General features: G+C 39.2%; 10 protein-coding genes and 2 pseudogenes. 9 read left to right on the top strand and 3 right to left on the bottom strand.

Annotation, left to right across the window (positions count from 1 at the left end; all coding sequences use genetic code 11):
• Window positions 1-65 precede the first annotated feature (65 nt).
• The gene (gene perRB / locus LEP1GSC190_RS11810) at window positions 66-545 is read left to right on the top strand and encodes a peroxide-responsive transcriptional repressor PerRB (protein ID WP_002764238.1); all 480 of its coding nucleotides are present in this window, start codon (window positions 66-68) and stop codon (window positions 543-545) included.
• Here perRB and lpdA read toward each other — a convergent pair.
• Together lpdA and LEP1GSC190_RS11800 are read right to left on the bottom strand one after the other, a co-directional pair.
• A complete protein-coding gene (lpdA, locus tag LEP1GSC190_RS11805; protein WP_002764206.1) occupies window positions 542-1,960 on the bottom strand; it encodes a dihydrolipoyl dehydrogenase in 1,419 nt (472 codons plus the stop codon). The genes perRB and lpdA overlap by 4 nt on opposite strands.
• Before the next feature lie 438 nt (window positions 1,961-2,398).
• Window positions 2,399-2,644, bottom strand: coding sequence for a DUF7660 family protein (locus LEP1GSC190_RS11800; protein WP_002764248.1), 246 nt, complete (start codon window positions 2,642-2,644; stop codon window positions 2,399-2,401).
• Window positions 2,645-2,884: 240 nt separating this feature from the next.
• On the opposite strand from LEP1GSC190_RS11800, the gene LEP1GSC190_RS11795 reads away from it, so the two are divergent.
• The 5 genes and pseudogenes from LEP1GSC190_RS11795 (at window position 2,885) to LEP1GSC190_RS11770 (ending at window position 9,044) form a co-directional block, all read left to right on the top strand.
• Window positions 2,885-3,391 (top strand): hypothetical protein, encoded by a 507-nt coding sequence (locus LEP1GSC190_RS11795; protein ID WP_004280797.1) that lies wholly within the window; start codon window positions 2,885-2,887, stop codon window positions 3,389-3,391.
• A 24-nt stretch (window positions 3,392-3,415) separates the two neighbouring features.
• Window positions 3,416-3,997 carry a DUF1963 domain-containing protein gene (locus tag LEP1GSC190_RS11790; protein ID WP_002764197.1) on the top strand — a complete coding sequence of 194 codons (582 nt, stop codon included), beginning with the start codon at window positions 3,416-3,418 and terminating at the stop codon, window positions 3,995-3,997.
• Window positions 3,998-4,895: 898 nt separating this feature from the next.
• Window positions 4,896-5,468: a hypothetical protein gene (locus LEP1GSC190_RS11785; RefSeq protein ID WP_002764246.1), complete on the top strand. Its 573-nt coding sequence runs from the start codon at window positions 4,896-4,898 to the stop codon at window positions 5,466-5,468.
• A 237-nt stretch (window positions 5,469-5,705) separates the two neighbouring features.
• Window positions 5,706-5,907 (top strand): annotated as a pseudogene (locus LEP1GSC190_RS21125) (WGR domain-containing protein); the annotation flags it as partial.
• Window positions 5,908-7,019: 1,112 nt separating this feature from the next.
• Complete coding sequence (locus LEP1GSC190_RS11770) at window positions 7,020-9,044, top strand: LIC_11051 family fibronectin-binding protein (protein WP_004280508.1); 2,025 nt, start codon at window positions 7,020-7,022, stop codon at window positions 9,042-9,044.
• 454 nt (window positions 9,045-9,498) lie between these two features.
• Here the strand turns inward: LEP1GSC190_RS11770 and LEP1GSC190_RS11760 are convergent, their stop codons facing one another.
• Complete coding sequence (locus LEP1GSC190_RS11760; protein ID WP_004280794.1) at window positions 9,499-10,242, bottom strand: class I SAM-dependent DNA methyltransferase; 744 nt, start codon at window positions 10,240-10,242, stop codon at window positions 9,499-9,501.
• 59 nt (window positions 10,243-10,301) lie between these two features.
• Here LEP1GSC190_RS11760 and LEP1GSC190_RS11755 point away from each other — a divergent pair, with 59 nt between their 5' ends.
• From LEP1GSC190_RS11755 to LEP1GSC190_RS20320, 3 genes and pseudogenes are all read left to right on the top strand, one after another.
• Window positions 10,302-11,489 (top strand): hypothetical protein, encoded by a 1,188-nt coding sequence (locus tag LEP1GSC190_RS11755; RefSeq protein WP_004280915.1) that lies wholly within the window; start codon window positions 10,302-10,304, stop codon window positions 11,487-11,489.
• A complete protein-coding gene (locus LEP1GSC190_RS11750; protein ID WP_004279999.1) occupies window positions 11,480-11,992 on the top strand; it encodes a chemotaxis protein CheX in 513 nt (170 codons plus the stop codon). Before LEP1GSC190_RS11755 ends, LEP1GSC190_RS11750 begins: the two co-directional genes overlap by 10 nt.
• A 303-nt stretch (window positions 11,993-12,295) precedes the next feature.
• A pseudogene (locus LEP1GSC190_RS20320) lies at window positions 12,296-13,350 on the top strand (tetratricopeptide repeat protein).
• The last annotated feature ends 52 nt before the right edge of the window (window positions 13,351-13,402 follow it).

The raw sequence follows: 13,402 nt of genomic DNA, 5'->3' as shown, positions 1-13,402 counted from the left end.
GTATCTGGATTTTTTGGAATTTGAACGTAACGAAATGCGAATAAAATTGTGCGAAAAGGTGCTTTATGGATGTCTTATGGGAAGAGGGTTCCCAAAACGGGATTTTAAGAAGAATGGAAGCGTTATTCGCTAAAAAAGAATGTCTTACCCCGACGGAGATCGAACAGAGATTGAAATCCGTTTCCATCCAACCTACCATGCAGAGAATTTCGATTTGTCGGTATGTTCTTTGCGAAGCCGATCATCCCACCGCCGAAGAAGTCAAAGAATGGGTTGATAGTCGTTCTTTTAAGATGAGTCTTGCAACGGTTTATAATACGCTCAATATTCTCGTTTCAGCCGGTCTTTTGAGAGAATTCAAATTTTCCTGTTTGGGAAAATCGGTCTATGATAGTAATATCGTGGATCATTATCATTTCTTCGATGTAAAAAACGGGAAATTTCACGATATAGATCCTTCTTTACTTTCACTCAATTCCCAACTTCCCGCGGAGTTTCAGGTCAGCAAAACGGATATCTTGCTGACTGGGAATTTGATTCACTAGAGATTGATTGCCTCTCCCAAAGCCGCGCCGAAGGATTCCATCACGGTTTCTGAAAGTGTGGGATGTGCAAAGATTGTGGATGCGATTTCTTTCGCGGTCAGTTCCTGAGTGATACCAAGAGCGACTGCGGGTAAAAGTTCCGTAACCCCGGGACCAATGAGATGTGCTCCTAAAATTTCTCCGGAAGATTTATCCACGACCACTTTCGTAAAACCTCCCGTGTCTCCCATCGCTTTGGCCCTACCACTGGCGATAAAAGGAAATTTTCCGACACTGATCGTGTAGCCCATGTCGATCGCTTTTTTTTCGGTGAATCCGATGGAAGCGATTTCGGGATGGCAGTACGTACAACCCGGAATTGCATCGTAATTGATCGGAAGATAGTTGAGAAGGTGCGGATTTCCTGAGAGAATCGAGATCGCTTCGGCGGCCTTAATACCTTCCATAGACGCGACGTGTGCGAGAAGTGGAGGGCCGTTACAATCTCCGATCGCATAGATATGAGGAACACTCGTTTTGTATTGAAAGTCCGTTTTTACGAAACCTTTTTGTAAAAAGACGCCGATCTCTTCCAGATTCATCGCGTCCGTGTTCGGAACGAGACCTATGGAAACCAGAATTTTCTCGGTCTCCAATATTTCGCCGCTTTCTGGAAAGTTTTTTCCTTTCAGAAGAACTTTTACTTTTCCGTTTTCAACCGCGGCGTTGGAAACTCCAACTCCGGTGAGGACTCGGATTCCTCTTTTAACGAAAGACTTTTCTAAAAATGCAGAGATCTCTTTATCTTCTACGGGAAGAATTTGATCCATCATTTCGACTAACGTGACCTTTGTTCCCATCGTAGAGTAAAAGTCTGCGAACTCGACCCCAATCGCGCCTGCACCTACGATCAAAAGAGATTCCGGAATTTTTTCCTGAATCATCGCAGTTTTTGAGGAAAGGACCGTGGTTTCGTCAAAAGGTAAACCGGGAAGTTCTTTGGCTCTTGCTCCGGTGGCGAGGATAAAATGTTTGGAAGTGATTTCTTCTTTGGAAGTATCTGGAAGCCAAATTGTATTCGAATCTTTGAATACTGCGCTTCCTTTTTTACGGGTGACCTTATTTTTGTTTAACAGAAATTCCACGCCCGAAGCCATACTGTCTGCGACGTTTCTGGAACGTCGAATGATTGCGGGAAAATCGGGTTTCGCGCCGGAGAGATCGATTCCGAAATCTTTTGCGGAACGTATCTTATCTAAAAGATGAGCCGATTCCAAGAGAGACTTTGTCGGGATACAACCCCAGTTTAAACAAATTCCACCCGGCCTTTCTTTTTCGACGATACATACGTTCATTCCTAGTTGAGCGCCCCGGATTGCGGCGACGTAGCCTCCTGGGCCCGCTCCGATAACAGTGAGATCGTAGGATTCTGGCATAAAATTCTCCGGAGTTATGGATAGATTTTTATCAAGGTTGGGCAAGAATTTTTTGAAATCAAATGGATATTCCTAAAAATTTTCAGTCCGTCCCAAACCCGGAATGATTTGACTTTTTGGAAAAATTCTGTCGTGACAAGTCCCTGCCCATTGAATTGCGACTAATGAAATTTATTTTTATCTTATTAATAGGCTATTGAACCGTTAAATCAAAAATTTAACAAAAATCAATTTCTCAATTAGCCGCAGTTAAATTTAGAACTTGTCCCAAAACTTAGGATGGAGGAGACTTCTACGGGAGTGTTCCAACAATAGGTCCATTTGAAAACCGATAAACTGTCCAAGGAACATGATCTGCGGGAATTCTCACTCTATATTACGAATTTATGATATGATTGTGCTGATTTTTTTAAGGTTTTGGGACAAGCTCTGATTCTTTTATTCATAGATTCTTGCCCCACATAAAATATCAGCGAACAATTGCCAACTCGCTATCTCAGGATTTAGATCCGGATTTGAGTTTCTATAAAACCCGATAATATCCTCGGAATACGCAAGTATATTTTCTAAAAACGTTTCAATATCGCAGCACTCCCACATTTCTTTGTTTTGTCGGTAATCTTCAATCAATTCCATCAGAAAGAATTTGAATTCTTTCTTGGATTTCACATTTTTTCGTTCCATTCATTTTCTCCGATTTCCTTTTTACAATGTCGCATAATGGAGCCGTACAACATATGCTTTCAAGTTCAAGCGATATTCTTAAGAGATCGAATCTTTATTTTTAAATTTAATGCGACTATACTTTCAAAAGAGTTGCGACATCACAATTTACACCATTTTCAATTTTTGAAAAGTTGACTTCCAAATGAATTGCGGAACTTATGTTCAAACAAATGACCTTAGGGTTAAAGGAAGAATGTTATGGCAAAAGAATATTTTGGAATAAATCAACTGTATGGCCTTGAACATCTATACATTAAAGAAAAGGATATCGGTATTCTCCGAGGAATTTCTGGAGAATTAAGTGAAAGTATCAAATTAAAAGGTAGAATAGAGCGCGAGATTCTTGGGATAGAAATGACAAATAAAGAAAACCCTAAAACCTCTGACCCTGTTGCAATGGATCCTATTACGGATGGTTGCCTTCTCATGTCCGAACCAATACTTGTTATTCTTGAAGAACTTGGGTTTCAAGATTTTAAAGCGTTACCTGTTATTTTAAATCATAAACCTACCAAAAGAAATTTTAATTTTTGGCTTTTTAAATGCTCTGAGCAATTAAAATTCCCTTTACAAAAGGAAGTAATATGTTTCCACGCGGACAGAAGTACGACGGTATATTTCAACAAAGCTGCTAAAGAAAAAATAGAAGCTCTAAAGCCAAATTGTATAAGATTTGAAGTTCCTTACAACATTAATGAATTCTAAACTCCATTATTAGGAAAATAAAAAATGAATGCAATTGGTCTGAATTTTGATCCGGTAAGCGAACGAAAATTGGGGAAATCAAAATTAGGAGGAAAGCCAGATTTGCCTGAGAGCTTACCTTATCCTAAAAATGCAAACGGCTATGACATTCCTTTTTTATGTCAATTGAATCTCGGTGAATTTGATAATGAAATAGCATCAGAAGGAATTTTATATTTTTTTTGTCAACTTGATGATACAACCGAGTACGGCACTGTTCTTTTTTCAAAAGATACAAAATCTTTAATTTCATCAGATTCCCAGCATCTCGATGTTGAAATTACATACCCATTAACCGAAAGAGCCATTTCTTTTAAAGTGTTCGAGGAGCTACTTGAAGGTGATGAGAATTATTATGAAGTAATGGGAAGATCCAGAATTGGTGGAAGCATATTTAAAGCCGGAGCAGATTATAGCGAGGATGGAAGGGTTTCATTATTGCAGTTCAATAGCAATGAGATCGAAGAACTCGAAGGTGAAGTAGAAGAGTTTATTCATTTCTTCATTGATTTAATCGATCTAATATCTTTAAATTTTGCTAACGTTTTTGTAACAAGTCAGCATTAGAAGTTACCTCAAAAATATCTTAGAATGATGGCATCCGCATTTTAAGTAAAGATAAAGTATTTTTGAAATAACTTATAGTCTCAAACCTTACACGAAATAGTAATAATACGAAATCCTGTCTCATCCTTGCTTGCGATAATACTCGCCTTGGCCACGCGTATGGTTTTGTCTTTTCGATGGCCAACTATTAATGCCGCACAAAAAGACAAGAAAATGATTCTGTAACATTTCGCGCATAACGTAAAATTTGACTGCTACCCGTAATCCAAGATGTTACAAACAAAAAAGATTCTGACGGTTCGGTGTTCTAATTATTGTTTGGTCCGAGTTTTGGAAGTATCCGCTTCAGAATCAGACCGTGAAAGTTTATTAAGGCACGACGCGAGAGCGGTTGAAAAAGACGGAGACTTGTTTATTACGATTCTGCTTCGGAAGAAAAACTGGACTTTTTCAAACTCTTCCAAGATAGAATAGAACTTTTCGGTTGATCATTTTTGTCTATAACTTGTTTTTTTATCTTCATTATTAAACGAAGATGTAGGTTTGTCACAAAATGAAGACTCATTGTTCGTCTACGACATATGATAAGAAATAAACGATAATAAGGAAATGCCGCGACGGACTTGAAATCAAGACGAATAAAAATGAAGAAAATTAAAAAGAATGTCCCAGGATGTAGAGCGAAAATAATAATGCAGATTCGAGATGGGAGAAAACGCTAAAATCGAAATGCAAGTCGGCTAAAAAGCTCAACCTTCAGGAAAAGGTCATGAAACACCAGACGAAAAATCTGATAAATTTTAAAACATATAAGTTTTTCGGAATTCATTCGCTGTGGTGTATGGGGAACAGGCACGGCCAGGTGTAGGCAAAAACTTTCGATAGCTAGGAAAAGTATATGAAAGCAGACGAGATCACGGCGCAACTAGAGACATTTGTCGCCGACTTGAACAAAATATACGTCGCCTTACACGCGACTATTTTCGAAGACTCCGAAGGATTTGGGTTGAGTTTTGATTTCTGTAGAGAATGGAACGCGGACAATTTCGACCAATTTCCCATTAAAACAAGGATAGAAAGCGTCGACGAGAACGAAAATTTGTTGAATCTTGCCATTGAAAAGATGCTGCAAAAGCGGATGTTCCAAAAGGCAAATTTCCAAAAGCCTTTTGTTATTGCTCTCACGTATTGGTCAGAGTACGAGGAGCCGAAAAACAAATTCATCGTGACAGAAGAGGGCTTCCAAAATTTCGATGCCAAGATTTTAAAAAAAGCTAAGCAAGAAGACGAGCAGGGAAAAGAACGCTACTTCGTAAAAAACGATTTCAATTCCAATAAACCGCCTTCTCCGGTCAACTCACCGAAGTTTTGGCGCTTTAACGTTCAAGGCCTAACGCTTAGGCAGCATGCGGGGGTATGGGAGAGGCGGGTAATGTCACCGAAACCACCTTTGCAACAAAGAAAGAATTAACAGCCGAAGTGAAGCTGCTTATTTTCGCAAAGGAAAAGATAAATTTCTACGAAATAGATCCGACAGATCCGGAAAAGATGGAAATACATGTAGAATCTTCGATCAGGGAATTTGTGGAGCTCAAACGAAAATATAATCAAGAAACATGAGCTAACTTATTTCTGGGTAAGAAATAATCTAAATCAACAATATATTTATAAAATTCTAATATACTAAAATTCGTTTTGGAGATAAACCATGAAACACCACCTCACCTACAAAGACGACAAGTCTGACAAATTTTGGAACATAGAAGTTTCCGGAACTTCTTTTACTGTAACCTATGGGAAAACCGGAACAGCCGGGCAAACGCAGACAAAAACATTCGGCAGCAAAGGGGAATGTCAGAAGGAAGCGAAGAAGCTTTTGAGTGAGAAGTTGAAGAAGGGATATATGGAAGGAGATAATTTTGCTAAAACGAAATCCGCTTCTACAGACAAGAAAAATGAGATCAATTTAAGCAATTTTTTAAAAGAGTCGGAATTTCACAAAATCATCGCCATAGGAGATCAACTGCTGACGAGCGTGACTGGCGCCGATAGAAAAACCGTACTGGAAGTCTTATGCAGTGCCTGTGATGGAATACTCATCGGCTTAACCGACGAAGAGGAAGAGGGCTACAGCCAGCGCATCAAAAAGGAAACGGGACTAAAACAAAGCGACGCGAAAAAGTTTTACAAGAAGAAATTTGTCGAATATAAGAACGAGCTTAAAAAAACTCAAAAACCCAAATCGAAGCAGAATAAGGAATTGCTGGAGCAATTGGACTTTGAATTAAATGTAGAACACTACATAAAAAAGAAGAGTCTAGAAGAAATTTGTGCCCTCATCAGAAAGATGGAAGATCTTGTACCGGACGACAAAGTCCAGGGACTTATTATAGACCACGTATTTGGACGCATGGATGAATTTTACGAAAAGAAAAAACCGAAGAACTTCAAGGCCATATTGGATGCTTATCTCGCGATTGTCCCTACCCTCGGCTTTCCTAACAAACTTGTCTACAACCAATTTCGTGTAGGGGAAGGAATTGCCTCACTCACAATTGATGCAGGTGTTTTGTTTGAGAATAATGAGATTCTCGAAGCGGGACTCGCTATGGTACCAGCCTCAATTACGTATAAGAATCTCGCTTTTTCTTTAGCTCGTCATTACGCCGTCCAAAAAGACAAAAAAATGCTCTTACAGTATGTGGCTCATGGTATAAGACTCGATTGCCCCAAAAAATGGTTCATGTCGAATTGGTTTAATTCGTTTAGAAAAGACGAAGAATTCGTAACTCTTGTAAAACGCGCAAAGAATTGGTGATTTCTTCCCATTCTTTGAGAAATCGTCCGACAGATCCGGAAAAGATGGAAATACATGTAGAATCTTCGATCAGGGAATTTGTGGAGCTCAAACGAAAATATAATCAAGAAACATGAGCTAACTTATTTCTGGGTAAGAAATAATCTAAATCAACAATATATTTATAAAATTCTAATATACTAAAATTCGTTTTGGAGATAAATCATGAAACACCACCTCACCTACAAAGACGACAAGTCTGACAAATTTTGGAACATAGAAGTTTCCGGAACTTCTTTTACTGTAACCTATGGGAAAACCGGAACAGCCGGGCAAACGCAGACAAAAACATTCGGCAGCAAAGGGGAATGTCAGAAGGAAGCGAAGAAGCTTTTGAGTGAGAAGTTGAAGAAGGGATATATGGAAGGAGAAGAGCGAGCTTCTTCCGCACCGGTCGCAAAAAAAAATGCACCGCAGAAAAAGTCGGAGATAAAAAAACCGGATTCTTTGCTTTCCGAAACATTTCATAAATTCTTGAAGGTTCGCGTTGGAGATTTCGAATCATCGACGTATTCTAAACTATTGCAAAAGATGAATTGGGAAACTTTAGCCGGAGAAGTTTTCGACGCGGTTTATCTCTATTGGGAAGAACTGGGTAAAAGCGAAAAATCTCCCGTCGGCATTTTTGATATACGATGGGACGACGCAAACACGGATCACTGCATCGAATTCGATTACGATTTGGAAAGTAACGATCCCGAAAGCGCGTTAGTCGATGGTTCTATTCGAAATATTCCGATCCTAGATTTTTTTAATTTTATAAAAAACCATCTGAAGCAAAAACCGGTGAAAATCCGCGAAGTTTGGGGAGACGAGGATTTTTCAATAGTGAAGGATATTCTTTGCCGTTTGGCTCAAGAAGTGATCCGCAAAACGACCGAGACGGAAGTTTTCATAAGAATTCCGAAACAACAACCGTATTTTCTAATGTTTTCCTATTATCACGACGAAGACGCTTTTGTCTTTTTCGACTCGACAACGAAAGAACAAAAAGATCTGTATCCGACGCTCAAGCTCGGCAAATCTCCTCTCTTCAAGTACTATTCCAAAGGGAGTGAGTCCATAAGCGTTTTGGAAGCCGAAGAGATTGATCTTAGCGACATCGGTCTTTTCGAAAATCTAAAGGAGTTCTCTCTTTCAAATTGTAAAAAAATCACTTCCTTGAAAAGCCTTTGCGAATTGAAAAATATCCGCACTATTTCTATTGAAGAGGTGCAATTAACCGAGTTTCCCGATTTTCTGCTGGGGATATCTTCGCTTCGATCCTTGTATTTTACCGATAACGGTCCCTTTACGGAAAATAAAACGAATCTACCGAATTTTTCAAACGTCGAAAAACTTTGTCTAAACAACAACGCTCTGGGAGAAATACCGGAATTCGTTTACCGACTTTCAAAGTTAAAGGAACTGATTGTCATAGACAATCAATTGATTGAGTTCCCGGAACGATTGGCGGATTTAAAAAACCTTGAAAAGATAGATTTGGCGAGAAACGTCATTACCGGGATTTCCAATCTAACCCGCGCTTTTGTCCAGGTCAAAGAACTGGGACTCTACGAAAATCGACTGGCTTCTTTGGAGGGGATCCGCAATTTTCCCAATTTAGAGCAGCTTCTGGTTTGGCGGAACGAATTGGAAACGATCCCGGTCGAAATCGTCGACCTGAAAAAATTAATCCGAATTAGTCTGCCGGAAAATCGTATTTCAAACTTGCCCGATCTGAACGTGGAATTGGAATCCGTGAAGGAATTAAGCCTTGGAGAAAACCGAATTTCCAAGTTGCCTAAATCCCTCGTGCAATTTCCCAACTTGGAATCCTTGGACTTGGATGGAAATCAGCTCGAAGAATTATCCGATCTATTCGGAAACTTCAAAAAATTGGAAGGTCTTTATCTTAGTAACAACGGACTTGCCTCTCTTCCGGTGTCTATTGCTCAATTGAAATCTTTGGAAGACTTATCTTTAGAGAATAATAAATTCGCGGAAATTCCGGAAATTCTCAAAGAGCTGAAAAAGCTCAAGGAGCTTTGGATGAACGATAACCGGATATCCGAATTGCCGGAGTTCCTTTCCGAAATGAAAGCGTTGCGTGAATTAAAAATCGGCAATAACCCGATTGCACAAAACCAGGAAGAAGTAAAAAATAAAATGGCGCAGATCAATTCCCGGATCACGCTGTATTTTTCCTGAAAAGAAGTAACAGCCGAAGTGAAGCGACTCATTTTTTCAAAGGGAATGAGAAATTTCTACGGAATAAATCCGACAGATTCGGAAAAATGGGAAATACATGTGGAATCTTCGATCAAGAAATTCGCAGAGCTCAAACGGAGATTTCAACGTTGGCGCGCTTTTTCTGCGGTACGCATTAGATATATTACTATAATAAGATAAGCTCAGGTTGTTTTTTGTTATTTCGTTCAGGATATCTCCTATGAAATATCGTCTAACTTACTTTTTTCATGTGTCCGAGTGGTAAAATAACGTGAGTTCGGTCCAGCGAATCCGAAAGGGATCGACGCGAGGTCAAGTTATTGGTATTTTACAGCGCGTCCCAAAACCTGAGGAAGCGATTCTTAGAGAGCGACACTTTAGTTTCTTTTGGAATAGGTTCTTATATTTTCGATCTTTTAATCCAGGGACTGAGCTAAGTGCTCTTTTTTTTCAGAACGAGTAGTATTCTTCCCGCGGAGTTTTTGAATTTGGCTTCGTTGAATCCGGAATAGATATGCATGATTTCAAATTTATGCCTCAGAATCATTTTTTCGATTTCGGGAAGATAAAAAACGCGCATAACGTGTTTGTCTCGAATTTCTCTGGCGTTGATTTGATAGATATAATTCACTTCCACCATTGTGGAAGTATCCGCCCTGACCAAACGGAAGCCTCTGTTTCTTTGAATCGTAGTGTTTTGGGATTTGATCTGAGTCACTGGGGTGATCGGTTTTCTTTTGATTGCTCGAAGAGGTTCCGCGTTCCAGATTTCAAGAATCGCAAGACCTGCGGGTTTCAGATTTTGTTCCATGAGTTTGAGAGTGGAGTCTATTTCTTCGTTCGTCAAAAGGTAGTTAAACGAACCGAACAAACTGATGACACAGTCGAGAAGAGCTCCGGACTGATAGGTTTGCATTGATGACACGTCGAACTTGCAATGGGAATATCTTTTTTTTGCTACGTCGATCATTCTAGAGGAAGAATCGATACCCTTCGGTCTATAACCGAGAGATTGGAAATAACGAACGTGTTCTCCCGTGCCACAGCCCATATCAAGGATGGTCATGATCCTGTGTTTTCGAAAAAGGCGATCTAAAAATTTGGCTTCAGAATCGATTTTACGTGCGGGCTTTTCAATATCGAAATAGAATTCTGCCAGTTCATTGTACAACTTCATAAAAATTGGTTTAGAGGTCTTGAAATTTGCCCGTTAAATATATTAACGGCAATCTGCTTATGAAAATCCAATATTTCGGAATCATTTTCGTTTTTTTTAATTGTTCGTTCGGTGTTTTGGAAAGGCAGACGGGCGTAACCAAAAATTTATTTACCGGTGATACCTTGGTTTTTGGGGGAATTTCTATTTCACTTTTATTTCTGTTCGGTTTGGTTTTGAAGGGAAGTGTTCAAAAATCGCCATCGTCGAATCGGCGCATTTCGAGCGAAGATCGTGGAATGAATACGAACTCGACGATACAAGTTGCAACTGAAACGGCCCAAACACAAATGTTGGAAACTCGTTTAGAAGAAACGAAAATCGAAAACCCGACGTTTCAAAGTAGCGCTGAGTTTTTGCGGAAAGCGAATGCGGAACGAATCCTTTCTTCTTCCATACCAAAGTCGAATCAAACTCGTGCGGTTTGGAAACGGGAAATTCCTACGCATCCTGAATTAATTCTCTCGCACCGAAAATTTTTAGAGCGGCTTGGTTCCCGTCTTGGCATGGTCGAAATCTATTTTTTAAGCGGTGACGTTTCATTGCTTTTGGCATCTCGTAAGGGGAAAGTGCTTCATATTCCTGAATCTCCGGAAGAAAATATGCTGACCGAAAAAAGTTTAAAAGAGATCTGGGAAGGGAGAATTGAATTTACCGATACTTCTGTTTTTATACCTTTGTCTACCGGAGTTCGACCTTTCGGCTATCTCAAGATATTATCAAATGAATGGAATTGTTTGGACTATAGAGAGTTTCAAACCTGGAAAGAGGAATACGAAGAGCAGATTTCCATACAATTCGAATCTTCCGATCCGGAGACCGGATTCGGAAATCTACACGCGTTCGAATTGGATAAGATGCGAGTCGATGAGAGTATTTTAATATTTGCAAGTATTCTGACGGATTCTCCATCTCCTTACATTCTAAAATGGATATCTCTCTGGACTTCTAAGATACTTCGCAGACAGATTCGCTTTTATAGGATACGAAAAGACAGGATAGCATTCTTTGTCCTTCCGGAAGAATGGGAACATTTTAGTAAAAACTTAAAAGAACTCGTGGAATCTCTGCAAAAGGACGGGCATAGTGTGGATCTCAATTTGGGAGTTTCCATCTTGGAAGAAAACAGGGAAGAATGGTCGATGAATGCGAGAAAGGCGCTTGGATTGTCCATCGAAGAAGGACCGAACCGGTATATTTGTCTGTGAGTATCGATCCTTTACTCGACGAAAAATTTATTCTTACGATCTCCCAGATCTTTCCGGAATATCTGGAAAAAATAATAAACGTAACCGCGGTAAGAGAGGCGTTTGGTCCTTCCAAGAATGAGGGACTCTGTTACGAAAATTGTACGATGGTTGAATTCAAGGGAGAGATAGAAGGAAAGTTATTTCTTGCGATGGACGGCTATACGAAATTGAAACTACTACCTATGGTGGCAAAATCCTTTCACATCGATCCTACGGTAAGAACAGATGCGCCTTCGATTCTGATGGAGTTTGCCAATCAGATCTGCGGTTTGTTGATTTCTGAAATTAAACTCGGAAGATTTGAAACTGATCTTTTACCGCCTGAAATGCTCAATCATAAACTGATACCGATTGATCTGGAAACATATAGGCAATACATCCTTATTTATTTTTTAAAGGATCTGAAGGCGAAAGAGTATTTGGGAAGAGTGTATCTCATTCTCCTAATGAAAAAATTTTAGGGATTTTCAAGGTCGTTTTGATCAAAAGAATTTTTCAAACAAGAATCTATCCCAAAATCTCGGATTGTAGAAACTTCTATAAGCGTTTAAAAACAATGAAGACCGTTTGAACCGCTTGACGTGATGTCGTTTTATAATGAACTTACTAAAATGATTATAATTGATTTCTTTTAGGGCTTTGAGATAGGTTATAGATCCGATTTCCAAAAAGCTTGTGTAAAATGTTAATTACGTTTTTTGAAAAAATACAACCTTTACTCTGTTAAAATCCATATATTCAAGTAAGATATGTCGACACAGCTTCTGAACCTAAAAAGGATTTTTTTTCTTCTTCTTTGCCAATTACACTGCGCTACATTTACGGGAACACTCATCAATTGAGAGTTAGGCCGAGACTTTATTTTCCTGTCTTTTCAGACGATGAAGGGGGCAGGGTCTTGAGGAGTCTTTTGCAGAATATTCCGCGTAAAAAAATTCCATTCTACATCCTACCTATTGTGGTCCCTTCTCATCCGAAAGAATCGATCGAAGGAGAATTGGCTAAAAGTTTTTTTCATCTGTTTTCATCCGTTTATTACAATCGTCTTTATTCGTTTCAGTATCTCAATCAAACCTATACTTCGAAAATTCTAGAGAGTACTTCGATCGAGGAAATTCGCAATGAGATGCCGCGATTTAGAAAATTATTCAATGAAGACTTCGTATTCATTTCTGAAGCGCACCTAAAATTCGGAGAATGTAAGATAGAAAAGGTTCCTTATAAAGAACTCGTGAAGTTCGAGGAGCGTGCCTACTATCCTAGAGATAAAGAAGACGAAGAGGAGACTGGGCTGATGGAAGTTCAGGTGAAAATCAAAACATATCTGATTGATTTTAAAAATCAGAAGATAAGATCGTTTGAAATTTCTGAAATTGAAAGAGGATACAATGATTTTGGACAACGGACTTGCCCAAATCTGATCAGAGCGGGAAAAATTGCCTTGAAGAACGTAGGTATATCTCATACAAGAAAGATTTTTCCTCAGTGGGAATATACGAGACTGAATTTGATCCGGAAGGATTCTGACCCGAATGTGCAGAAATTATTGGAAGAAGGCTTCCAATATTTCGGAAAAGGAGATAATGAGAACAACGGAATTTTTTTAATAAAACCGGGCGCGTTAGAGGTTTGGAAACGTGCCTTGGCCCAATCTGGAAATCGATCCGAGGGGGCGCTTGCAAACATAGCATATTATTATCTAAACAACGGTTACTTAGACGAGGCGATTGATTGGTTTCGAAAGGCTGCGGTCGCAAATCCGGATAGACAAAGATTTTGGAATTTAAGAATCGAAGACATTTTGAGTCAGCGAAAATAAGCCGAAGAATACAAACTAAAAAGCAATCTTAACAAAGAAAAAATTGAGGATA

The organism is Leptospira mayottensis 200901116, assembly GCF_000306675.2.
GTDB classification, from domain to species: domain Bacteria; phylum Spirochaetota; class Leptospiria; order Leptospirales; family Leptospiraceae; genus Leptospira; species Leptospira mayottensis.
Note: the sequence above shows the minus strand (reverse complement) of the source record. Positions and strands in the feature narration are given on the sequence as shown.